We start from the raw sequence: 586 nt of genomic DNA on the forward strand, positions 1-586 counted from the left end.
AGGCGGCGGAGTCCTCGGCGGTATCGGGGTCGGCGAGGAATCCGGTCACCGCGGTTCGGGCGCACCCGGAGTGCAGGATCACGCGCGATCCGGGCGCGCCCCAGGTGAGCGTGCGGACGTCGGTGGCGCCGGAGGCGGTGAGCGCGGCGGCGGCCGGTTCGACGGCCGCGGCACCGGCGACGGGGTCGGCGATCCCGCCCAACAGCAGGACCGGCACGTCGGCGGGCACGCTGACCGGAACCTGGCCGGGGACGGGCCAGGTGGAGCACGCGGACAGCTGCGCGGCGAGGATCTCCCCGAACGGCGGGGTCCCGGCCCACTCGGAGCTCAGCTCGTCGACGCGGTTCACCGGCACGCGGCGGGACAGGTCCGAGCACCCGGCCACGTACGGCAGGGACGTCCCGGACAGTTCGGTGGCGCGATCGCGAACGCTGTCGGGGGTCTCGTCGGGCGCCGCGCTCACGAGATCGCCGAGGATCACGTCGCCCGAGGACGGGGCGCCGGCGGAGGCGCCGGACAGGTCGGCCAGCGCAGAGCGGACGACGTCGGACAGCAGCGCCGCGGGCACGGTCGCTCCGGGGTCGCG

At 76.6% G+C, this 586-nt stretch carries 1 protein-coding gene; it reads right to left on the bottom strand.

The genetic code is table 11. The features are described from left to right. Positions 1-586, bottom strand: a 586-nt coding sequence (locus KHA85_RS16545; protein ID WP_213186634.1) for an alpha/beta hydrolase, incomplete at both ends; no start/stop codon positions are given.

This window comes from Dietzia massiliensis, assembly GCF_018390595.1.
Taxonomy (GTDB): domain Bacteria; phylum Actinomycetota; class Actinomycetes; order Mycobacteriales; family Mycobacteriaceae; genus Dietzia; species Dietzia massiliensis.